General features: G+C 46.0%; 18 protein-coding genes. 8 read left to right on the top strand and 10 right to left on the bottom strand.

Annotation, left to right across the window (positions count from 1 at the left end):
• Positions 1–616: 616 nt before the first annotated feature.
• Entirely contained in the window at positions 617–1,489 is an 873-nt protein-coding gene (locus tag QUA53_RS04370; RefSeq protein WP_333095220.1) for a pentapeptide repeat-containing protein, read from the top strand.
• A 146-nt stretch (positions 1,490–1,635) separates the two neighbouring features.
• Here QUA53_RS04370 and QUA53_RS04365 read toward each other — a convergent pair whose 3' ends face one another.
• The 6 genes from QUA53_RS04365 to QUA53_RS04340 all read right to left on the bottom strand — a co-directional run bounded on the left by QUA53_RS04365 (position 1,636) and on the right by QUA53_RS04340 (position 11,094).
• Positions 1,636–2,850, bottom strand: a complete 1,215-nt coding sequence (locus QUA53_RS04365; RefSeq protein WP_333095221.1) for an FAD-dependent oxidoreductase — start codon at positions 2,848–2,850, stop codon at positions 1,636–1,638.
• A 329-nt stretch (positions 2,851–3,179) separates the two neighbouring features.
• Positions 3,180–4,712: an NAD(P)/FAD-dependent oxidoreductase gene (locus QUA53_RS04360; protein WP_333095222.1), complete on the bottom strand. Its 1,533-nt coding sequence runs from the start codon at positions 4,710–4,712 to the stop codon at positions 3,180–3,182.
• Positions 4,713–5,014: 302 nt separating this feature from the next.
• Complete coding sequence (locus QUA53_RS04355) at positions 5,015–5,500, bottom strand: CRR6 family NdhI maturation factor (RefSeq protein WP_333095223.1); 486 nt, start codon at positions 5,498–5,500, stop codon at positions 5,015–5,017.
• Positions 5,501–5,712: 212 nt separating this feature from the next.
• Entirely contained in the window at positions 5,713–7,641 is a 1,929-nt protein-coding gene (locus QUA53_RS04350; RefSeq protein ID WP_333095224.1) for a DUF3685 domain-containing protein, read from the bottom strand.
• Between the two features lie 47 nt (positions 7,642–7,688).
• Positions 7,689–9,905, bottom strand: coding sequence for a hypothetical protein (locus tag QUA53_RS04345; protein ID WP_333095225.1), 2,217 nt, complete (start codon positions 9,903–9,905; stop codon positions 7,689–7,691).
• 727 nt (positions 9,906–10,632) lie between these two features.
• Positions 10,633–11,094 (bottom strand): Fur family transcriptional regulator, encoded by a 462-nt coding sequence (locus QUA53_RS04340; RefSeq protein WP_333095226.1) that lies wholly within the window; start codon positions 11,092–11,094, stop codon positions 10,633–10,635.
• A gap of 120 nt (positions 11,095–11,214) precedes the next feature.
• Between QUA53_RS04340 and QUA53_RS04335 the strand changes: the two genes are divergently transcribed.
• Complete coding sequence (locus tag QUA53_RS04335) at positions 11,215–11,340, top strand: hypothetical protein (RefSeq protein ID WP_333069419.1); 126 nt, start codon at positions 11,215–11,217, stop codon at positions 11,338–11,340.
• Here QUA53_RS04335 and QUA53_RS04330 read toward each other — a convergent pair.
• A complete protein-coding gene (locus QUA53_RS04330) occupies positions 11,324–12,382 on the bottom strand; it encodes an Hpt domain-containing protein (RefSeq protein WP_333095227.1) in 1,059 nt (352 codons plus the stop codon). The two genes, QUA53_RS04335 and QUA53_RS04330, sit on opposite strands and share 17 nt — an antisense overlap.
• 82 nt (positions 12,383–12,464) lie before the next feature.
• Complete coding sequence (locus tag QUA53_RS04325; RefSeq protein WP_333095228.1) at positions 12,465–12,719, bottom strand: hypothetical protein; 255 nt, start codon at positions 12,717–12,719, stop codon at positions 12,465–12,467.
• A gap of 253 nt (positions 12,720–12,972) precedes the next feature.
• Between QUA53_RS04325 and QUA53_RS04320 the strand changes: the two genes are divergently transcribed.
• Positions 12,973–13,596, top strand: coding sequence for a DUF1345 domain-containing protein (locus tag QUA53_RS04320; protein WP_333248697.1), 624 nt, complete (start codon positions 12,973–12,975; stop codon positions 13,594–13,596).
• 233 nt (positions 13,597–13,829) lie between these two features.
• Here QUA53_RS04320 and QUA53_RS04315 read toward each other — a convergent pair whose 3' ends face one another.
• Positions 13,830–15,911 carry a hypothetical protein gene (locus QUA53_RS04315; RefSeq protein ID WP_333095230.1) on the bottom strand — a complete coding sequence of 694 codons (2,082 nt, stop codon included), beginning with the start codon at positions 15,909–15,911 and terminating at the stop codon, positions 13,830–13,832.
• A gap of 454 nt (positions 15,912–16,365) precedes the next feature.
• Here QUA53_RS04315 and QUA53_RS04310 point away from each other — a divergent pair, with 454 nt between their 5' ends.
• The 4 genes from QUA53_RS04310 to QUA53_RS04295 all read left to right on the top strand — a co-directional run bounded on the left by QUA53_RS04310 (position 16,366) and on the right by QUA53_RS04295 (position 18,585).
• Positions 16,366–16,626, top strand: coding sequence for a sulfiredoxin (locus tag QUA53_RS04310; RefSeq protein WP_333095231.1), 261 nt, complete (start codon positions 16,366–16,368; stop codon positions 16,624–16,626).
• A gap of 95 nt (positions 16,627–16,721) precedes the next feature.
• The gene (gene dps, locus QUA53_RS04305; protein ID WP_333095233.1) at positions 16,722–17,270 is read left to right on the top strand and encodes a DNA starvation/stationary phase protection protein Dps; all 549 of its coding nucleotides are present in this window, start codon (positions 16,722–16,724) and stop codon (positions 17,268–17,270) included.
• Positions 17,271–17,314: 44 nt separating this feature from the next.
• Positions 17,315–18,019: a helix-turn-helix transcriptional regulator gene (locus QUA53_RS04300; protein ID WP_333095235.1), complete on the top strand. Its 705-nt coding sequence runs from the start codon at positions 17,315–17,317 to the stop codon at positions 18,017–18,019.
• 239 nt (positions 18,020–18,258) lie between these two features.
• A complete protein-coding gene (locus QUA53_RS04295; protein ID WP_333095236.1) occupies positions 18,259–18,585 on the top strand; it encodes an STAS domain-containing protein in 327 nt (108 codons plus the stop codon).
• A gap of 56 nt (positions 18,586–18,641) precedes the next feature.
• Here QUA53_RS04295 and QUA53_RS04290 read toward each other — a convergent pair whose 3' ends face one another.
• Positions 18,642–19,778: a PP2C family protein-serine/threonine phosphatase gene (locus QUA53_RS04290; RefSeq protein WP_006632014.1), complete on the bottom strand. Its 1,137-nt coding sequence runs from the start codon at positions 19,776–19,778 to the stop codon at positions 18,642–18,644.
• Between the two features lie 432 nt (positions 19,779–20,210).
• Here QUA53_RS04290 and QUA53_RS04285 point away from each other — a divergent pair, with 432 nt between their 5' ends.
• Positions 20,211–20,690 (top strand): anti-sigma regulatory factor, encoded by a 480-nt coding sequence (locus tag QUA53_RS04285; protein ID WP_333095238.1) that lies wholly within the window; start codon positions 20,211–20,213, stop codon positions 20,688–20,690.
• Positions 20,691–20,958: the final 268 nt, after the last annotated feature.

Genomic DNA, 20,958 nt, shown 5'->3' with positions numbered 1-20,958 from the left:
TTGAACGAATACCCTCTACCGTTAGGCATATCGATAAATTCCTCAGAAGTAGAATGTCTGAAATTCCTTTTAACCCCGATGACTCCAGGAAATATCGAAAAGCACGCTCGTCTAACTGCTGCGAGACTAGGGAGAAAAATTCTCACTTATTAAGCTGTTGTTTCACATTTAATTTGAATCAAAAATGACAGCAGATAAAATATGCAGCTATGACCATGCCAGCCTGCCCGACACCTGAAGCAAACACAACTAACAAATTTGCAGTCTCCGTTTAAAAAAGCTGTTAGTCACAGTGGACAACAAGAATATTATTTTAGTATTGATTAATCATTCGGACAGTGTTTGATGGCTTACCTATTGAGAATAACGGTTTCACCGATCTCAGTACGATCGCAACGGTTGCCGAAGCACACTAGAGACCCACGATAAATCAAGGGTTTCAGACTATGACCTCAAAACGGTCGGGACTCTGGAAAAAGCACAAAGTATATGTATAAATATAAAGTTAATTGTCAGCTTTCTTGAAAGTGCGATCGCATCCGCTCGGTTAGAGCTAAAATACTTATAAAGAGTGTTTATTTCTAGATAAATTTCCGATATTAGGAATGTGACCCGTATGGAAGTAACCGAGCTGCTCAAAGAGTACGAAAATGGAAACAGAGACTTTGCTGACGTAAACCTAAGCGGAGCAAACCTCAGCGGAGCTATGTTGGTAGGGGTAAACCTTTCGAGGGCTAACCTGTCGGGAGCTAACCTGAGTCGGGCGCATCTGACCAAAGCAGAACTAAACGACGCAAACCTTTACAGGGCAAATCTGAGTTTTGCCAAAATGGGCCAAGCCAGACTAGCGGACGCAGAACTTACCAAAGCCAATCTCAGCGGAGCTTTCCTCGTCAAAGCAAAACTCCCCAGGGCAAAGTTGAGTGGCGCTCAACTCATCGGTAGCAACCTGCGGAGCGCTATCCTCTGGAACGCCAATTTATGTACAGCCGACCTGCAGTTCATCAATCTGCGGGGCGCTAACCTCACGGGAGCCAACCTCAACTGGGCCAACTGCGGAGGGGCAAAACTCAGCGGTGCAAAGCTGTTTGGCGCTCAACTAACAGGCATCTATCTCAGCAAAGCTTACATCAATGGCATCGACCTGAGCAGGACGGATCTCAATGGCGTCAACCTGAGCGAAGCCAAACTGAACGGGGTAAATTTGGAAGGCTCGAACTTGTTAGCCGCCAATCTCAGCGGGGCTCAGTTGCGGGGCGTCCAGTTGATGGGAGCAGATTTAACCAGGGCAAATCTGGTGGGAGTTTCTTTGGTGCAGGCAAACCTCGATTGGGCGAGGCTGTGCTATGCAGACTTGAGTGAAGCCGACTTGAGGGGGGCAACATTCACGGGAACCAACTTTGAGGGTACTCAGTTAGCCGGATCAACAATGCCCCCATCTTTGAGCAATGATGTCTACTTAACTGCAGCACGTGGTGTCGCAGCTTAGGGAACGCCAAAAATTAATTTCTCATCCGAGTGGACGGCTCTCGCATTAGTTTAACTTTTGATGCAGACATCATTACTTTTGTGAGAGTGTTGCACCGGCAAGAAATTTACTGATATTTGCGAGAGTTTGTAGCATCACAATTGAGCTCACCCGATTAATTTCGCGACTCGCAAAGCAGAGGTAATCGCTCCTTCGTGCAAACCATCCCCCAAATAAGCTCCCGCATGATAAGTGTTGTTCTCGCCATTAGTCTCTATAACTTCATCTCGATATCGAAAAGACTCGACAGTGTATAGCGGCGTGTGATGTTTCTGAATGTGAATAATGTGCTTTTGCGCGATAGACTCCTCCAATTGAAAAGCTAAACTGTACTCTCGTGGCGATGAGATGCCGCAAAGCTGATTCAAGCTCGCATTATATCCCCATCCCTTGTCCGTCTCGAAAAAATCAAATTCTGATAACTTGCGGATACCGTAGCGATCGTACATTGATGTATCCGAATGCAGTACAGTGGTTGCATAATTGGCTTTCCACGCCGAAAACCGCTTCTTTTCCGCATCCGTAGGATCAGACAACAGCCTCATAACTTGGTCGGGCGGCATCGCAAAAACCACCTTATCAAATTCCTGGATTTCCCCATCAGAAAGCACAATTTTTACCGCATCCGCACTTCTAAAAATATTGGCAATCTCCACATTTAGCCGTATATCGCCCTTAAATCGCTCCAAAATCTTTTCAATGTAAGAATACACCCCGCCTTTAATCCTCACCCAGTTGACCGAGGCATATTCGCGCAAAACAGGCATCGCTAATTCTGCCGGGAAATTGTCGAGCAATTCAAACGGTATCGAGTAGCTGTACATCGTCAGCAACTTCAGCCAATAATTGCGGACGCACGAGCTTTTCAAAGACTCAGAAAGCGGCACATCGTAGAAATCGTGCTGTTGGGCAAACCGCATTTTTAAAATAAACCCAGCCGAACGAGCGTAGAGACTATCAAGTCGCAAATACTCGATCAGGCGTTGGATTCCGGTGAAATTCTTTTGGATAGATACCGCAGACAAAAAGTGGGTGCCATCTTTAAAAAATAGCGCGGAACCAATCTTCACAGGTTCTAATTCAACGCCTAGTTCCTGCATAAAAGCCACGAAATTGTAAAAGACCGTCGGAAATTCCAGCACCCCATTTTCTAATATTTCATTGCACTCCGATTGATTGGGTACAACATTTTTGTTCAGTGTCCGAATGTGTCCGCCTAAAATTGGCTGCTTTTCCAACACAGTGACGTGATGCCCCTGTTTATCGAGCCAGTAGGCTGCTGCCATACCACTGGCTCCGCCCCCAACAATTGCAATTCTCATAGTTCACTCCTAGATTGATAGAAGGAAGTTCGGCAACGAGCACTGTACAAGATGTAACGGATGTCAGGAAGAAGGAAGATGGAAGATGGAAGAAGAAGAAATTCTCGTTTCCAGGTTCTACCTGGAAACGCATTTCAGTCTTGCTGTGCCTCGTCATTTTTAAGAGGAGGCAGAGCCTCCAGAAATTCATTCGTTGGCAGAGCCAAGGAACGAGATAATGAGAGCAGAAACGAGAGATTTTTAAGAGGAGGCAGAGTAAGAGTGAAATTTATTCCTTGGCAAAGCCAAGGAACGAGAGAAACAGGAAAATAACCAATTGCTAATTTTCCTTAGCCTAAAATCGCATCGCCGGATAAACGTTGATAAAGCAGCGCCCCCGTCCAAAATGTCGGCGCAAAGCCTGGATAGCCCGAGGAGGCGTTGCAGAAATAGAAATTGTTGAGGGATGTTTCATGATTTAGTCGATCGACTCCCATGTTGCGCGGCGTCAGGCTGGAACCGTAGGAATTACCGTTAGGACACCAACAGAAGCGCTCGTTAGTCGTCGGACTTCCGGTAATATGAAAGACCATGTGTTTGCGGAAATTCCGAACATAGTGTTTTTCAACTACATCTAAAATTGAGTCCAGAATCTCTTGTTTCTTCTCTCTGTAAGCTTTGCGATCGCTCTCCCAAAGCTGTTTAAAATAGCTGTAATTAGCAACAGTCAGAAATTCGACAATTTGACAATCTTCTGGACAATCCCGGCGCGCTTCCGTCAGTAAAGTTGGCGTTGTAATTGCAAAGCTCGGACGAGAAAAATCATTTTGCTCATACATTTGAGCAAAAGCTTCATTTAGATCCAAGTGTTCCGAATGAAACGTATTCCACTTGCCAAATCCATAGTCTCGGAGATCGATATCTTTGACAACGCAGTACACCATGTAGTTAGATGCAGAATACTCATAGTTAAGTTTCCGCCGCACTGTTTTAGAGAAAAGTTCCTCTCCAATCATCTTGGCCGCTCTTTTCGGGTCAAGGTTGCAAATCACCGTGTCACCCGTGAATTCATGGGTTTGATGCGTGGTCAAATCCATCGCTTCAACTCCAGTTACTGTTCTATCTTTCACCCTAAAATTTGTAACTTCATGGTTTAGTAGAACTTTCCCACCGTTCGATTCAATGACTTTAACTAAAGAATTGATGACATCTTCAAAATGCTGCGTCGGGTAAAATGCACCTTCTTGATAGCCTCTAAACAAGGCAATCCAAGCATAGAAAGAAAGCTGATTTGGAGGCAGCAAAAAGTCCGGCCATTGCAGGGCTAATAAGGTTTGGGCGGCTTGCGGGAGTTGGAACTTGTCGAAAACGTCCTGAAGTGTACTATTTAGGTGTTGGACGGCACAGAATACGTCACCGAAATTTTTGAGCAATTCAATTGGTTTGACCGGAGGAGCGAGTTTTCTGAGTCCTTCGCCGGTTTTCTCGACTTCGTTGACGAATTGGCGAATTCTCTCGCCCGCTTCGGGAAACAGCGCCGACAATCGCCGGATCAGTTCCTCTGGTTCCGAGGGAATATCCAGCGCATACCCAGGCATTCTCATGTGGTCGTAGCCATTCGGATCGTACCGTTCAAAGGTGACATCTCGATCGAGACCGAGTTTTTTGAGAACTCGATTGACTGTATGTCCTTCGCCGCAGTCCCAAACGTAGTGGAATTGGGCATTAAACGTGTATTGGTTGGCCATCGTAAAGGTGTGACCAAAGCCTCCGGGATGCTCGTGAGCTTCGAGGATGTGTACGGTTTTGCCGGAGTTTGCCATCAAAGCTCCGAAAACCAGTGCTGATAAACCACTGCCGACGATGAGGTAATCTGTTTTCATGGTAAATTTCCTCGATCGATTGAATGGGGCGATCGTTGTCTATTTAAACTAACTATCAATTCTGAGAATATTCTGAAGTCCAGCAACAATTTTTTGAGGCGCGCTGGTTTAAGGATTGTATTAAAGTCTGAGTGCGGTTGCGGTTAAGCTTAATTAACCTGTTGTGGATAGAACTTATAGCTGCGGAGGCGGACTGGAAAGCCCGCCCCACAAGGGAAAAAATCGGGTTTATACTTTTGTTCTTAGTCTTAAGGTAGAGGAGCCTACCTAATTAGGACGATTTTAATTAGAGGCGCCCTCGCTTATTTGTGGGGCACAATCACATCAAAAAAAGCATCTTCCAAATCATAACCAAACATCTGCGACATCGCCATCAACTTCGATTTACTGGGAATTCCCTGCTGATGCAACCAATCAGTCAACACAAAAATTTTGTTCATCAAAAACATTTCCAAAGCTTCAGGATTGTACTGAATACCTTGGGTGCGGTGGAACTGGTGTGGCACCAACATCGCGGCATAGCGCGCCAATTCTCCCGCTTTCCAATCCAGCAAAAATGGCAGCCAAGGGTAACAAGCATCCAAGCGAATAAACCACAGCCGTACTTCGGGAATTTCCGAAATTTCTCGCGGATCTAACTCTTCGCGCGGATACTCAATTTCAAATTGTAGCTGTTGTTCGTTTTGGGCGATCGCTCCTTCGGCCAGCCACTTTTCAATCACAGTCCGCACCGGAGACAAATCTAAACTGTTTATGCGATCGGCATCTATCGCTATCATAATACTCATAAAATTTCAACCTTATAGCGTTAAGTTTTCTCTATAATACCACCAATCACCAATCACCAATTATATCAAATCTATTAAATCCCGTATACTATAAATGTTGCAGGCATTCGCAAAATATCTTGAAAGACATCTGCGTTACTACCCATTAACCTGTGGTTTCAATCTTCGAGCAAAGATTTATGTAATCGTTCCTATTGCTCGTTGCCGAACTCTCACCCATTTTTCCCAAACTTGCTATCTTGCAAAGAATTGCCAATCCCCTGGATAATTCCCCGCCCGATCAAACCAATTCCCCGCCCTATAACCTGAGTCAAAACGTAAACAACGCCAGCACCCAACAGCGAGATAACCGCGCGAACTCTAGGTGCGATCGCATCCCTGGTTTCCAGCAGCAAAGTCAAGGCTAACTGCCACCCATAAAGCTGTGCTAACTCTAGATTTCTAGGAGCATAAATAGAAATTCTCTTAATTCCAGAATCGCCCAAAACAAACAGCCAAAACCTGCTTTCAAAAATAGCTTTCGGTTCCACAAAATATCTATCCCAGCTATATCTCCACGACAAATCATTCCGAAATCTCTCAATTTCTCGCGTCGAAATCAACTTACCATCGTAAAAAATTTGCTTAATTTCTTCAAGATTTGCCAAATTATTTAGTAGAGGCTGTACCACCCCGCTAGCAACTTGTATGGCCAAATTTTCTAACAAAGCTTCAGCTCGCTGCATCGCTTCCGGGCTGCCAGCAACACAAGAAATATTGTCAACTTTTAGAGGAACTTCAAATAGCAAATGTGCAAAAAAATCAACTGTCATCGGTATTTTGTCAAGGATTTCTGCTGCAACTACATCAGCATCTGCCAGCAGCATAGGCACAACTTCTATGCCGCTGCCTGCCAAGAAATAAGCAGCACTTCCCTCTTGGTTTTCTTCGAGTTTGAAGCTTGCTTGACTGCCATCAAAAACCAAATTTTCTTTCGTTTGTAGTGTATAGTATCTGCCAAAAAAATCTATGATTGTAGCCTCCCACAAATTCCGTAAAATAGCAGGCATTTTTGACAACAATTGAGTTTGCTGCACTTGCGAAAAGCGCAATTCTTCCAGCAAATCCTTTAACTTCCGCAGAATGGAAGTCATCAATTCACGCTTTTTGGGCGATCGCAAAATATCGATTTCCAAAGGCAAGCCAGTCAAATTCACCAAATCAAACTGCAATTTAGCTGCAGCCGAGTCAAACAAGCTACCTTGCCAATTAGTTCCAACCACCAAAGATTCACCCGAAACTTGGGAATTTGCTAATTGCGATTGAGAATTATTTAACAAATTCTCGCCTCTAATTTCTGCTTTCTCTCCTCCGCCTTCTCCCCTTTGCTTTCTGCCGAATACCTTCTCTTCTTTTCCTTCAAATAATAACTGACTGACAATCCAGCGAGCTGCCAGCAATTCTCGGCGGCGCCCGCTGAGTACAAGCCCATCTAAAATAGAGGGTAAATCTGTCGGATCTGCCGCTTTAATCTCTTGCAAATCAGCTTGGACAACCGCCAAAGTTGCATCTATTTCCCGTAGTCCAGAATGACAAAAATAAGCCAGCATTTTTTTGTGTACTGGCGTATCAACTGTCGGATTATCGGCATTTTTATCTGCAATTGCTGCGGAGTTTTCTACTGTTTGAACAACCGCTGCATTTAGTTCTATTTCCGGGTTAGTGCCCGCATCCGTCGCCCAATAAGTGCAGCCAGATGCCACCGCGCGAATAGCTTCGATTGTCAAGGAAATATCTCTACCTTTAGGACAATAGCCATTCGCGCCCGCCGCCTGTACCTGGGCCAACAGCTCCGGTGTCAGCGGCCCGCCTAGCAGCAACAGGGGCAGGTTGGGGTACAAACTTTTGAGTTCGCGACAAAAGGCCAGCGCCTCTGTTTGGCCCGATCGCGAATTTAGGATCTCCACAGCCAAAATTACCAAATCTGCGGGCTTCTTGGCTGCTCCAGAGCCGATCGAGCGAGCTTCTAAAACCCGCAAAACCTCGGTTTCCGTTGAAACCTCTGCGACAACTTGCAAGTCTGGATACTGCTCGCAAGCGACTCGCAGCCCCAGCCGGAAAATAGGGTCGCCATCGATCGTCAGCACTTGGAAATTACTCACTTGATTTTAGATTGGAGATTTTAGAGCTCGATCGCGCGAAAACCCAATTATTCGGGGATCAAATTAGCATCAGGAGGCCCAGCCGATTCAGGAATCGAGGGCGGCGCGGGTTCCGGAGCCGGAGCCGGAGGAGCAGGTTCCGGAGCCGGAGCCGGAGCCTCTTCTCTCGCGGGTGGATAGTAAGGTTCCGCTTCCCTTGCGGGGGGATTGTAAGGTTCCGGTTCCGGTTCCCTTGCGGGCGGATAGTAAGGTTCCGGTTCCCTTGCGGGGGGATTGTAAGGTTCCGGTTCGGGAGCCGGGGCCTCTTGGCTCGCGGGGGGATAGTAAGGCTCGGGAGCCGGAGCCTTCTCGGGAGGAGGCGCGTATTCCTCTTGTCGGGGAGGAGGCGCGTACTCCTCCTGTTGCGGAGCCGGCGCGTACTCCTGTTGCGGAGCCGGCGCGTAATCGCGAGCGGGTTCCGGCGGCGGTGCACTGTTAGCTCTGAGTTCAGCACTCCAGCGCCCGATCGCACCTGCCGCCTCTGAATACAGGGCCCTACCGTAACCGATTTGGGAAGCCGTCTCGATCGCCGCTCCTAGACTGCCTTGAGATGCCAATTCCGCAGCTCGATCGAGAATCGGTCTGTCTTGAGCAACTTGCAGTTCGCTCACCCACTGATAGACATTATCCTGAGCTTTCGCATACAAAGTCCTACCGCTCTTAATTGCCGAAGCTTTTTCAATAGCAGCACTAAGTTTTCCTTGCTTCGCCAGGGCGATTGCTTCATCCAAAAAAGGCTGATCTTGAATAACTTCTATGCGTTTCGTCCACTGAGCCAATAGAGTTTGCGCCTCTATCCTGCGGGGGCGGTTTTGAGCGATCAGGAGTAGCTGAGCCATGCCGCCCTTGAGTCCTTCAACCGTTTGCGGTTCTGCCAACTGCTTCGCCAGAGTCAGAAAAGATTGGTCTTCGATCCGCTGAATTTCCCGACGCCAAGCAGCCACCAAAGTTTGAGCGTGAACCCGCCGTGGCTGCTTAATTCCGATCGTTTGCGCTTGCTCGATCGCGAGTGCAAACGTTCCTATCTGACCTACACTAGCGATCGTGCTCGCCACTTGCAGACGCAGCAAATCTTGAAACTGCACCTGCAAATTTTCAATTTGAACTTGAGCTTGCTTGTAAAGAGGGCGACCCGGAGCAATTTGGCTAGCAGCCCCCTGCCCTTCCAGCAAGCTAAAAATGTGTTGCGGCAGCGGAGTTGATATCGACTGGTTCCATGTCACTGCCTGAGCTCTACCCAACTGCATCAAATCTTGAGCTTCCGCAAACAGCGGCGAATCCTGCGGCACCACTGAAGCAGCCTCGATCGCCCCCGGCAGGTCTTTCGCCCCTAACCGCTTAGTAGCCATTGCCAGCAAAGTCCGACTCCAGCCCTCAATTTCCTTCTCAGCTTTAGCGCGGGCAAAAAGCTGCGAGTCTATTTTACGAGCCAGGACGATCGCCTCAGCGAACTTTTGCGGAGTTCCGTCCTTCGCCAAATCTCTAGCCTCTTGCAAGCGCTGCCAGCCGTTTCTTTCCAAAGAAATCTGCTGGATCAGCTCGTTGTAACGCTTCTGACTCCAGAAAATATTTTCCAGCTTAAATAGAGCTTGAGCATAATCCCAGGCTTTCCTTAAATCCTCACTTTTCAAAGCTGCTAGGGCTGTATCGTAGAGTTTTTGGCCCTCCTGCCAATTTTTTTCCCAAGCAGTAACCGCCTCCTGTACCTCTGGGTAAGACGGACTGGTTTTCGGAATTTTCGCCACAATCTCCAGAGCACCCTTCAAATCGCCCCTCTCTATTTTTGCCCTGGCAAATCCTAGAATGGCTTTCGACCATTCCCCTATCAAATGTTGACCCTGCGAGTATAGCGGATGTTCTTTCGGCCAAGCCTGCACCAGTGCCATTGCCGATTCTAGCTGTTCTAGCTTGCCCGACTTAGCAGCTTGCTGAGCGCAGTAAAGTCGCTCTCCGTCCGCCGCCAGCGGCGACAGTTGCTGGCAATTCGGCGGTGGCGGCATCGTCAGCAACCACAGAAATGCAGCGGCACCGGTCACTCCAAATCCCACCAGGAGACTCAGCCAGATAAGCTGCCACTGCCAAAAAGTTCTTTTTCCCTCGGTCGGCAGCGCCGTTACTGAGGAACTCGCATCGCCTGTCGCCTCTGCACTGAACTGTGCCGTCGGTTTAGGGGATGGGTTGTATTGCGGTGGTGTGTGGAATTGGTCAGATTGTCGTCTCGCCATTACTTCAGCCTGTCCTGTAATGCGCACTAGAATGCGACACTCCCACATCAAATCTATAGATTATGATGTCGGCTTCTGACTCCTGTTAAGGAGATCGAGAACTTCCTTCAAGGTACTGGCCATCTTTCCCTCTACGGCGTTTTATAGTGAGGTTCGTGTCCAGCCCCACTGTTTGCTTCCGAGTATTTTAGGCTCTCGAAGCACGTAAATCATATCAGTTATCACACATTTATTGACAGATCCCGGGGCCGTTTAGCAGAAAAAACAGTGTAAAGCCCCGTCAGTCCATCAATTTTAGATTTTAGATTTTAGATTTTAGATTTCACTCTGCAGATCAAGTAGGGGAGGGATTAAACTAAGGTCTAATATTAAATCCGGATCAGAAATCCCTTTATCAGACTCAGCGGTTGAAACCAATCCAAAACAAACTATCCTCCACTCCAAGCGGATTAAAAAATAAAGGGGGCAGTAAAGCCGGATTTGCTCTACACTTTGAGCTGTAGCGACTAGAACTAATTTTTTTGGTTTAATCGTAAATTTTATTCCCGATCGCCAAACTTGCCGATCGAGTTTCCTTTTGCTCTTTTCCTTTTTTCTCCTGTGTCCTATTCCGGCGGGAGACGGCAAAAAAACCGATCGAGCCCAGCTAAATACTTAAATCATTTTATACGACCGACCGGCCGAGCACAAAGATCGGTTTTGCTTCCAACAGCCGCGGCTTTATCCGTTACGAAGCCTTTGGCGTATCGCTGACATTCGATGGCGTGGCGGACTCGGCCGATCGATATCCGTAGAAATCTATCCGGTAGTCTACAATTCTGACACCCGTTTGCTGTTGGATTTGCTCGATCAAGTCGATCGGCAATTCCACATGAACGTCTAGAATCTGAGCCGTATCAATACAATTGACGTGAGAGTGAGAGTCGCTGACATTGCCGTACAAACGTCCCTCCGAGCGTTCTATGCACTCAATAATCCCTTCTCTCGACAAAGCTTCTAGATTTTGATAGACAGAAGTATGACCGATCGAATGCGCTTTTTGGTTGAGGCGATCGTAAATTTCGCGAGCGGAGAGGTGTTCTTTTGCCTCCCACAAAAGTTCTAGAATAAATCGACGCTGGCGGCTCAAGCGCATTCCCATCGCCTGACAGCGGTTTAAAGCATCTTCTAATGAACGAATTGGTTTCACAGCTACCGCCTTATAAAGCCTGCTCGATTTTTAATTCTGGTACAATATTGCACGCCTACATATCCACTAATTCTAACGCAGGCTTGCCCAACAGTAGAAGGTAGAGGGCAAAAAATTCGAATGAGTGAATTTTTTCGAGTTGCTGCTCAACGAGCGGCTGTCAGCACCCACCAGAAAATTATCCGCCTCACAAATATTGCTTTGACTCTATCTTCTACTGCAACACCTCCTAGTTCGAGGATTTGATGGCGTTAACCAGTAACTTGGCAATTTCCGAGAGTTGCTTTTTGTTGAAAGTTTTGAGCAAAAGCTTGACTACCGCCTTCGGTTCGGCTGGAAGTGCTACTTGCTTCGACGCTGCGGCTGGGGCCGCTGGGGCGCTTGCCTCTGCTGGTTTTGGGCTTGCTGCCAAAAGTAGCAAATTTTTACTCGGAACGATCGTCTTGACTTTCCCCACTTGTACTAAATCGCCAGCTTCCTTGAGTTCTTTGATAATCAGCGGAGCTAAGACTTTATAAGAGTTTTTGGGATTAACGATCGCTGCTCTAGCGGTTTTTACTAAATTTTGCCAAGTCTCAATTTTACCTCCCAACTTATAGAGGCGAACGCACACAGCCGTCAACTCAGAGCGACTAGCAGCCGATTCTTTCTGCTTGAACACCTGCAACATTTCTTTGAGTAAAGTCATCACTTCAACAGCAAAATTCGCCGGCACAGCGCCCGCTGTTGAAGCTGCGGGGGTAGCAGACCCAGCAGCCTGCACTTTGCCCGACGCCAATTTATCGAGGTGAGTTTCCAGTTGAGCAAAAACAGGCATCACCTGCTGCACGAGTTTTTCTCCCTCCTCATTCCTCAAGCCGAAAGGCCCCTCCAGTCGCCCCAGCAAGTCCTTAAGCGTATCAACTCCCTTTAAAAATAGGGATTCTGCCGTTTGGTCAACTTGCTTGACGGGCCCGTCCTTGAGCACCTTAAAACAATCTTCCAAGCGGTGAGCGGTTGTTTTAATACTATCTAAGCCCAGCATAGCCGCCCCTCCTTTCACGGAATGGGCGGCTCGAAACATCTCTTGGACGCTTTCGGGGTCTTTCATCGTGGACTTTAAATCCACTAAACCATTTTCTAGAGTATCGAGGTGCTCCTTAGCCTCCTCTATAAACAAACGCATAATTCGGTCTTGCTGATCTGACACGACAGTCCTCCTAACAATCTGTGCACCCTCCAGAAAGCACCCTCTTCGCGGGATAAAACGCGACTCCTGCCCAGAGTCGGAAGCTCCCATGCAAAACATTCTAGCCTGCCTCAGCTAGCAGACTCAAAATACTGGTGTCAGGGCAATCTTAGCTCTAAAACTGGTGCGGTGGAGATTGAGCCTAGAGTTCTGAGGGAGTATCTGGAGCGACTTCAATACCCATTCCTTGTTTCATCATCTGCTGAGCCGTAATCAAGTCGCTTAACTCCTTGACTTCGACGCCGATGTCTTGGCAAGCCTTTTTCAGTTCCCGCTCGAAGGTGTTGAGGTCGTCTCCGTAGCCGCAAAGCTTCGCGGCTGTGGCGATTCCTTGTTGGGCGTTAGCTTTGGCGCAGTCGATCAATTCAATGCCTTTGAGGGGTTGGGAGGATGCCATAATTTCAAGCCACAATTTATCTTTTCTCCCACTGTACCTAGAACGTTGAGGTCGATCGATCTATCGAAAGGCATGAAAAATCCTATCTGTACTGAGTGTTACCAATTCATACCTATTTTTTGGGAGTTCCTGCGAAGATGGCAGTAGTTGAGATTTTCTAACCCTTACTGTGCGTAAATTACACTAGATTACTGTGAAAAATGTTTCCCAATCTAAAATGCACTGGGTCTGGAGCGTCCGGCACCGCCTGTTTGTGTCTGTTCTCTTTGCTATGGCAGTTGCTGTGTTGCTGCCACCTGACTATCTCCCCCTGACTCGGACGCTGTGCATTTGGAACGCGGGCGCGGTCAGTTTTCTGATTTTGACTTGGATGCTGATGCTGCAAGGCACTCCCGAAATGATGCGCCACCACGCTCAGCAGTTGGATGCCGGCCGCTTAACAATCTTAAGTACGATCGTGGCAGCGGCTTTTGCTAGCTTGTTAGCCATCTTCTTCCTGCTGCGCGATACCAAAGGCCTGTCGCCGAATTTGCTATTTCTGCACTTGGGGCTTTCTGTCCTCACAATTGTTGGGTCTTGGATGCAGGTGCACACTATCTTCACCATGCACTATGCCCGCAGCTACTACAAAAACCGCAGCAAGCAGCACGACAGTTACTTACAGGCGGAGGGTTTGGATTTTCCGGGCGACGAGGAACCTGACTACAAAGATTTTTTATATTTCTCCTTTGGTATTGGGATGACTTGCCAAGTTGCAGACGTGCAGATCACTTCTCGTTCCACGAGGTATCTCGTGCTTTTTCACAGCGTGCTGTCGTTCTTTTTTAACACTGCTATTCTGGCTATGAGTGTCAATATTATTGCTGGATTGAGTTGAGATGATTCTGTCGCAGATGCTGGGATTTTTTTTAAATGGGCGATCGAGCTTGTTTTAGGGCGCTGCTTATTGCCCGAATTCCAGTGTTAGACGCAAGAAAGTCAGGCTAATCACCAAATTTTGCATAACTCAATAGAAAATTTTAGTTTTCAGGAGCGAGTTAGCGCGAGGTTAGAGATAAAAATAAGCTAAAAACAGCTTGGTGTAATACTCTGAGGATACCTATGAAAGCCCTACAGATTCTCTGTAAATCTAAAGTTATCTACTAACTGCTCAAGAAACCTCTCATGACTAAAAGCATACGACTCTTGAACTAGAGATTTGTTCTTCAGTTTAATTGTTTGCTCAATTCTGATCAGAGAATTGAAATAGTAATTATGAAGATAATCTTCTTGAATATAACCCAATAAATCTTCTGCCTTTAATTGGTCTTCCTTCCATAGTTTAAATTTGATAATGCTCTTTTTACCTGCATCTGGGTCATAAATATTATATGCATTAAGTAGAATTTCTCCTTTAGAGATGATGTAACAAAGCTCCCGGATTGGTCTGACGCTATGCCCTTGTTCACGTAAACCTGAAAACATTCGATTTCCCATGACAATACATGAACATAATTGGGATGGCAAAAAATTAGGCTGTGTTTTAATCTTCTTTGCTAAATACGTTCTGAAATGTTCTTGCTGCCATAAATCTTGGAAGCGAGTCAATTGAGTTGCGGCTTTCTGAATGCAATCATAAGTGGTTCTCAATTCAAATACATTACAAGGATGCAAGGAGTTTTTGCATTCAAATATAAATAGGCAATTATCTACAACAGCTAAGACATCTACCTCGCCTTGAGTCCCCTCAAAAGAATATTTTAAATTGGTTGCAAATATTGATGATACTGGTTTTAAGCATCTCTCCATCTCCAGAACAAGTGGATCTGCAGATGATTCTGAATCAAATCTAAAATTAATTGATTGAAGAATGTTTCTACAAAGATCAGAGTTAGTTAAAATTCCCAGAGGTAAAAGTATCCAATCTTCAACATTAATAAATGGGTGCGTTTGTAAATCAAATCTCTTCTTGTCTAATCTCCAAGTAAATAACTCAAAAATTTCTTTTGCCTTTTGTTCTCCCAAAAAACTAGCCAATAAATCTTTGAGTTCATTGGCTTGTAAAACAGGCATAGATCGCCAAAATAACTTAGACTTAAAGAGATTTTTAGAGTCTATATACTCCGTAAGAACGAATAACATAAATGCAAATAACCGTTGTACTTTAATGATATCGAATAATGATAAACTTTGGGAAACTGGGATTTCATTTACTTTTTTATAGTCAATAAATAAATTAGTTTCAAGTTGTTTGAGAATAATCTCCTCTTCTACAAAAAGACTGTTACTGTCCAAAAACTTACTTAAAATTTGAGGGTGAAATTGCATGACAATGCGTTTTAAAGGACTGTCTATAATCTTAAATGTAGAGTCTTTAAACTTTTGATAATACGCCTTTGAAAATTCCAATATAGAGGGGGATTTTTCTGTTATTTCTGATAATTCTGACAGAGAATCAAACGAGTTAGCAATTTCTTGCATAGATTGTCTTGTGTAGCCGAGACAACGGCTCATCTCGAACTTTGGGTCAGGTGCTTTTAAAATAATTTTTGCATCATTTTGTATAGCTGTATAACCAAAACTATCTACAAGCACTTCAGACTCTTGAAAAAAAATTAATTTGTTAAAATCCTCTAATTTGTCAAGGTAATATTTATCGTTTAAGCGTTTTTCATTGACTTTATTAATATTTGATTTATCTATAACCTTTTTGTCATGGCTATGATAAAGATATAAAGAAAAGGCTGAAGCTAGCTCTTCCTTACATACAGAGTAGCGATTAGCGCGGTCTTGTTGAAGACCATCAACTGGCCAGAACAATGAATCAACTTCTTGAGGATCATCAAGTGGCCAGAAGAATGAATCAACTGCAACTAGGTAACTTTTAATCTCAAGATAATCAACCTCTTTAAGTAAAACCTTAAATAAGGTTTGAATATTTCTTGAGATGGAAAGAAGCGATTTTATAGATTTAAAGTAAATTTGGCTATCCTGGCTGATGTTTATTTTCCCAGTTTCATTTATCAAAGAATTAAGTATCTGAGATTGGTAATCATAGTTTGAGCATCGAAGTACACCAAATTTTCGTAGTTGACCTACAAATTCCGCCTCACTTTGTTGTAATCCCGCTCGAAATAAGTTTAAGGCTAGCTTTTGATCTCTGTCTGAGATGGCTTGCTTTAAATCCTGTGCAATTTGCTTTATATTTTTCATTAATTAACTGGTAGGGTGGGAGCAACAAAGCTATCATTGATAGTCTTCTAGTGGACTTCAAAAATTGCTGAAAGATTCCTCAAGACATACCATTACATGGCAATGAAATCCGCTCTCTAAAAAAACGCTAAAACCGCATTTTCAGGGGTTATTTTTCAGCGGTTATGATGCGGCAGTCGTAACGACTACCCCTAGGCTTTGCCTAATAAATTTATAACTTTAGGGCATTCCAACGTCAAGACACCGACAATGAATTGAGCTATCTAGGTGATGGGAAGGAATTTTTAATGCTGATTTTCCCACCCAAAGCCGATCACCCTCGATCCCGCGACACTACAGCAAACGGGCGATCGCACGCCCCCGTTCTGCCAATCTCAAAATTTCCTGACATTTTTGTTGCTAAAACGAAGTCATTACGAGTATGATTTAATAAGAAGCAAAACAGACCAACGCCATGAGGATCGAAGAAATACCCCTCAACCAGATTCGCCGCCCCCTGCCGCGAGTCAACGACCAAACCAAAGTCGCCACCCTCATGGAATCAATCCGCGAGGTAGGTTTAAACGAACCCATCGACGTGCTAGAAGTAGATGGTCAGTATTACGGATTTTCGGGCTGCCATCGGTACGAAGCTTGCCAGCGTCTCGGTTTAGAAACTATCCGCTGTAAAGTACGCCGAGCTACCCGTGCGGTGTTGCAGATGCACCTAGCCTGAGCCTTTCAACAGAAATTCACGACAGGCAAATATTCTCTTGCCCACACCTTTCTAAGATATTCGATCGACAATCACTAATAACAAGGTAAAAACCTATGACTACCAACAACCACAAACAACATCTTTACCCGACCCGCATTGATATGTCAGCCGCCACCCGCTCTCAAGTAGTCGGGCTGCTCAACGCCACGCTGGCAACGACTCTGGACTTAAAAACTCAAGTCAAGCAAGCTCACTGGAACGTTAAAGGCATGGATTTCTACCAGTTGCACTTGCTGTTTGACGAAATGGCAACAGAACTCGAAGAATACATCGATTTGGTTGCCGAACGGGTCACAGCTTTGGGCGGTTTGGCTGTGGGAACAGCCCGCAGTGCGGCTGCTGATTCGATTTTGCCAGAATTTCCTTTCGACATTTTAGACGGCAAAGAATACGTGACGGCTTTGGCCGATCGCTACGCACCCTACGCCAAACACCTGCGAGTCGCCATCGACAAAACTGGCGAACTCGGCGATGCTGATACAGCGGATCTGTACACCGAAATTTCGCGGGCAATTGACAAGCGTTTGTGGTTCCTAGAAGCGCATTTGCAAAGTTCTGCGACAACTGCAACAGTCGCCGCCGAAAAAGTAGCAGTCAAATAGCCACAAAAAAAGTTGTGGGGTGGGCGCCCGAGCCCGCCCCACAGATGTATTTCCTTAAGGCTCGTGACAGTTTACGATCGAGAATATGTCCATTTATTAATTTGGATGAGTTTTTCGTGACTGCCAATATTCCAGATTATGCTCCTCAAATGCAACGCCTGATGGAACAGGCGGGGCTTTCGAGCGATCGAGAACTCAGCCAAAAAGCAGGAGTTTCCGAGATCCAGCTAAGTCGCCTGCGTCGCGGCTTAGCTTTGCAAACCCGAGCCGACATCCTGCTCAAAATCAGTCAAGCTTTGCAAATTTCCTTAACCGAACTGCTCGCAACCTTGGCGCCAAACTATGTAGAGTTAGAAAAGGCACTACCGACAGCCGTAGAACAAGAATATCAGCGCTTGCAAGCTTCGATCGAACAGCAGCGAGAATCTTTAATGCAGGAATTCCAGCTATCTAGCGTGCAAATTTTAGAATCTTGGATGTTGCAGTGGCCGACTGCAGCGAGCAAAGCTCAGGAAAATCACAACTTGCGGGCTCAGAAACTACTGCCCTTGCTGCGGCCCGTCGAGCAGTTATTGGAGCATTGGGGAGTGGAGTCGATCGCCCCAGTCGGAGCCCAGATTCCCTACAACCCTGAACAACACCTGCTCATGGAAGGAACAGGCGAACCCGGAGAACCCGTCAAAGTCCGCTACACAGGGTACAGACAAGGCGACAAACTCCTCTACCGGGCCAAAGTTAGCCGAGTTTGATTAATACCAGAAGGGCATTCGGCAGAACAAAGATTGTCCCTATCTCCAAATTTACTCCCGGCGAAGCGCTGCGACTCCGATCGGCGTTAGGATCCGCGACGAGCACCATCTTTTGGACTCAAAACTCTTCTCCCGCTCTCAGGCTCTGGCGCTTTCCCCTCTCTTATTTGGATCGGAGTCCATCTCGCAGCTATACTAGCCTAGTCTGGCTAGAAATTCTGACATTCCCACTGCAAAATATGAGTCCTGTAGTTAAAATTATTCAGCCCTCTGGCATTTTAGACGGCACCAAGGCAAGTCAATTCCGCCAAGAGATTAGCGACCTAGTGGAAGCGGGAGCCGATGTGGTATTGATAGACTTCACTGATGTGACATTTATGGATAGTTCTGGTTTAGGCGCTTTAGTCTTGGCGCTCAAAACAGTCCGGGCCGCTGGGAGTCAATTAGTTGTCTGTTCTATCAACGAGCAAATCCGCATCTTATTTGAACTCACCAGCATGGATCGAGTTTTCGAGATATTTCAGACCCGCGATGCTTTTAATAGCAAAATTCTCTCAACTAGCTAAATCTTTGGAATGCTGCCTTCTTGCTATTTGGTCGCAGATGCAATGCAAGAAGTCAGCTAGCCAAAGTTTACCTTGAGTAAAGACCAATCATCATCAAAAACTGCTTTAGCGTTCAACTTTTGAATGTAGTTCAAAACCAGCTCTAACTGGTCGGCACTTGCACCGTTGTAAGCTGCTAACAAATCTACGAAAGGGTCAAGCCCCCAGATATTGCCGTCAGGTTGGTGGATCTCGTATACCCCGTCGCTAAAGATGTAGAGAGTGCTCAAATCCTCGACATCGCAGCAATTATCGACATAGGGGGCGTCGGGGAACATCCCGACCGGCATTCCGGGGGTTTTTAATCGCTGGATTTTAGCGGTGCTCGCAGGGGACTGGGAAATTAACACGGCCGGTGGATGGCCGGCGCTAGCATAAACTAGCTGGCGAGAAATGCGGTTGTAAACGCCGTACCAGATGGTGAAATACTTGTCATTTTGGTAGCTCATCTGGAAGGTGGTGTTGAGGGCGCGCAAAACGTCGCTAGGTTTGTAATAGTCTATGTTGGGGAGCGTGCGCGATCGCAGCAAATTCAGCACGGCCACCGAAGGTAGCGCCGCCCGCAAACCGTGACCGGCTACGTCGAGCAAGTAAATCGCCAAATAATCGGCATCTAGCCAGTTGTAGTCGAAGCAATCTCCCCCCAACTGCCGGGAGGGAATGAATTTTGCTTCGATGCTGAAAGGTTCCGTCATAGGATCTGGCAGCAGCGATTGCACGTACTCGGCCGCCTCGGCTAACTCTGCTTCCAGACTTTGCTTGGCTATTTTCAAATCTCGGCTGAGTTGGTGCAGCCTCAATCCCGCGCGTACTCTTGCCTGTAACTCGTTGAGTTCGATCGGCTTCGAGATAAAATCGTCGGCACCGGCGTCGAGACCTTTGACTCGATCGGCGATCGAACCCAAAGAAGTCAACAAAAAGAATTGTGTAGTTGACAGATCCGGATCTGCCTTAACTCGACGGCAGACATCTATGCCGGTCAAGCGCGGCATGATCCAATCGCAAATTATCAGGGCCGGACGCAATTTTTGCGCCTGGGCTACACCGTCTTCGCCATTGCTTGCTACTGTTACTTCGTAACCCTGTTTTTTCAGGGTTCTTCTGAGCAGTTCTTGAACAGCCGTATCATCGTCAATAACCAGAATTTGAAACATGGGCACTTAGGTACTACAAGTTTTTCAAGGTCTGGGGGTCATTTAAAATATATCCTGTCAGCGCCCTTGTCTGAGATTGAGTATAGTTTATTGACATCGCTTTCGAGGTAATTGCTTTTGAGGGCGGGTCGTTGAGTTCAATTTACGTTAAAATTTGATAGAAATTTGGCGCGATCGAACTTCACTCAGTTTATACTCAGAATATAAATTTTTATAGACTTTTATTTGCCACAGGCGCTGGTTGACATGGAAGTGCTATTTATGGTACAGTTGCTAACCGATTATTCGATTAGACATTGATCCACGGCCCACCAGAGCTAGTATCCTCAAACTACCATTCAATTTTGCCACCGTTATACTTTGTCTCGTTGTATTTTATCTGGTTGTATTTTGTCTCGTTGTATTTTGCCCACCGGCCGATGAAGAACTTCTGTGGTGAGCGTGATTGAATTAAAGGGTTCCGAAAAGTTGCCGATGCTAAAAAAAGCGGATCTTCAAGTCAATACAGGTCTGAATGGATTAAGCTGGGTTTTGTCGTGGTTTGCACAATTGTACGACTCGCGAATTCCTACAAGTGTGTGGATAAGGTGTCAGTTGGCTTTGGCTGAGGGCTTTACGAATGCGGTGCGTCACGCCCACAAGGGCAAACCAGCGGATTTGCCTGTTGACATTCAGGTGGCGGTGTTCGCTGAATCTTTAGAGATTAAAATTTGGGACTCGGGCGATCCGTTTGATTTAGAGCAAAAAATCAAAGATATTTCGGAAACAGTCGATATTCACTCTCCGGGCGGGCGGGGCCTAAAATTAATCAAAGACATCGCAGACAGTATTAGTTATGAAAGAATGGCTGATGGACGGAACTGTTTGTCGATAGTCAAAAATTATTCGCCCTGTATCGACGATCGAAAATAACACGAATATTTTTAGCGCGTAAGGGTTGAGGATCGCCCCTCAACTCTTCCCTAAGAACCCTGCGTCACTGTTAAGCTGCGTAGCAGCTTATGATCTTTTGATTTGACTGCTTCCCTAGATACTGGCAATTCCCATAGCATCGGTATTTCCGGTTCTTCCGTACTTAGTGCCCTAAAATATTATGGCACTGCAGTCCGAAGCAGATTAACTCGCAAAGTAGGTAATCTCGGTGAGAGTCCCTATTGGCTTAGATTTTCTCAAACGGTTC

Source organism: Microcoleus sp. Pol12B3 (assembly GCF_036701355.1).
Taxonomy (GTDB): domain Bacteria; phylum Cyanobacteriota; class Cyanobacteriia; order Cyanobacteriales; family Microcoleaceae; genus Microcoleus.
The sequence above is the reverse complement of the archived record's forward strand: the minus strand, read 5'-3'. Positions and strand labels throughout refer to the sequence as shown.

Bases quoted from the DNA above. Each gene is read 5' to 3' on its own strand.
- QUA53_RS04370 (WP_333095220.1), top strand. From the start codon at position 617: ATGGAAGTAACCGAGCTGCTCAAAGAGTACGAAAATGGAAACAGAGAC.
- QUA53_RS04365 (WP_333095221.1), bottom strand. From the start codon at position 2,850: ATGAGAATTGCAATTGTTGGGGGCGGAGCCAGTGGTATGGCAGCAGCC.
- QUA53_RS04360 (WP_333095222.1), bottom strand. From the start codon at position 4,712: ATGAAAACAGATTACCTCATCGTCGGCAGTGGTTTATCAGCACTGGTT.
- QUA53_RS04355 (WP_333095223.1), bottom strand. From the start codon at position 5,500: ATGAGTATTATGATAGCGATAGATGCCGATCGCATAAACAGTTTAGAT.
- QUA53_RS04345 (WP_333095225.1), bottom strand. From the start codon at position 9,905: ATGGCGAGACGACAATCTGACCAATTCCACACACCACCGCAATACAAC.
- QUA53_RS04335 (WP_333069419.1), top strand. From the start codon at position 11,215: ATGAGTGAATTTTTTCGAGTTGCTGCTCAACGAGCGGCTGTCAGCACC.
- QUA53_RS04330 (WP_333095227.1), bottom strand. From the start codon at position 12,382: ATGTTTTGCATGGGAGCTTCCGACTCTGGGCAGGAGTCGCGTTTTATC.
- QUA53_RS04325 (WP_333095228.1), bottom strand. From the start codon at position 12,719: ATGGCATCCTCCCAACCCCTCAAAGGCATTGAATTGATCGACTGCGCC.
- QUA53_RS04315 (WP_333095230.1), bottom strand. From the start codon at position 15,911: ATGAAAAATATAAAGCAAATTGCACAGGATTTAAAGCAAGCCATCTCA.
- QUA53_RS04310 (WP_333095231.1), top strand. From the start codon at position 16,366: ATGAGGATCGAAGAAATACCCCTCAACCAGATTCGCCGCCCCCTGCCG.
- dps (WP_333095233.1), top strand. From the start codon at position 16,722: ATGACTACCAACAACCACAAACAACATCTTTACCCGACCCGCATTGAT.
- QUA53_RS04300 (WP_333095235.1), top strand. From the start codon at position 17,315: ATGTATTTCCTTAAGGCTCGTGACAGTTTACGATCGAGAATATGTCCA.
- QUA53_RS04295 (WP_333095236.1), top strand. From the start codon at position 18,259: ATGAGTCCTGTAGTTAAAATTATTCAGCCCTCTGGCATTTTAGACGGC.
- QUA53_RS04290 (WP_006632014.1), bottom strand. From the start codon at position 19,778: ATGTTTCAAATTCTGGTTATTGACGATGATACGGCTGTTCAAGAACTG.